This is a genomic window from Pseudoalteromonas sp. SIMBA_162, assembly GCF_046535955.1.
GTDB lineage: Bacteria > Pseudomonadota > Gammaproteobacteria > Enterobacterales > Alteromonadaceae > Pseudoalteromonas > Pseudoalteromonas marina.
On the sequence record NZ_JAWJBQ010000442.1, the window covers coordinates 1 to 270 of the forward strand.

The 270-nt window shown below is 58.1% G+C and carries 1 protein-coding gene; it reads right to left on the reverse strand.

Features of this window, described 5'->3' with window-relative positions:
* Positions 1–201, reverse strand: a 201-nt coding sequence (locus R0J88_RS20405) for a TM2 domain-containing protein (RefSeq protein ID WP_410900936.1), incomplete at its 3' end; no start/stop codon positions are given.
* Positions 202–270: the final 69 nt, after the last annotated feature.

Here is a 270-nt window from a genome sequence, read left to right on the forward strand (position 1 = left end):
GTCCGCCTCGCGGTCCATCGCCGGAATCAGGAACAGGTCGATCAACCAGCCGATGCCCAGCAACCCGAAGGTGAACAGCCAGATGGTGCCGGTGACCGGCTTGCCATAGTAGAAACGGTGCGCGCCGAGGAAACCGAAGATCCACAGCAGATAGCCCATGGTCTTGGAATGCGTGTCCTGTACAACAGGCGATGTGGTCATCAGTGAAGCCTTAGCCGCGATGCGGCAGATCATGATTGCGAATACAGTCAATGCGGTCTTGGCGCCGAT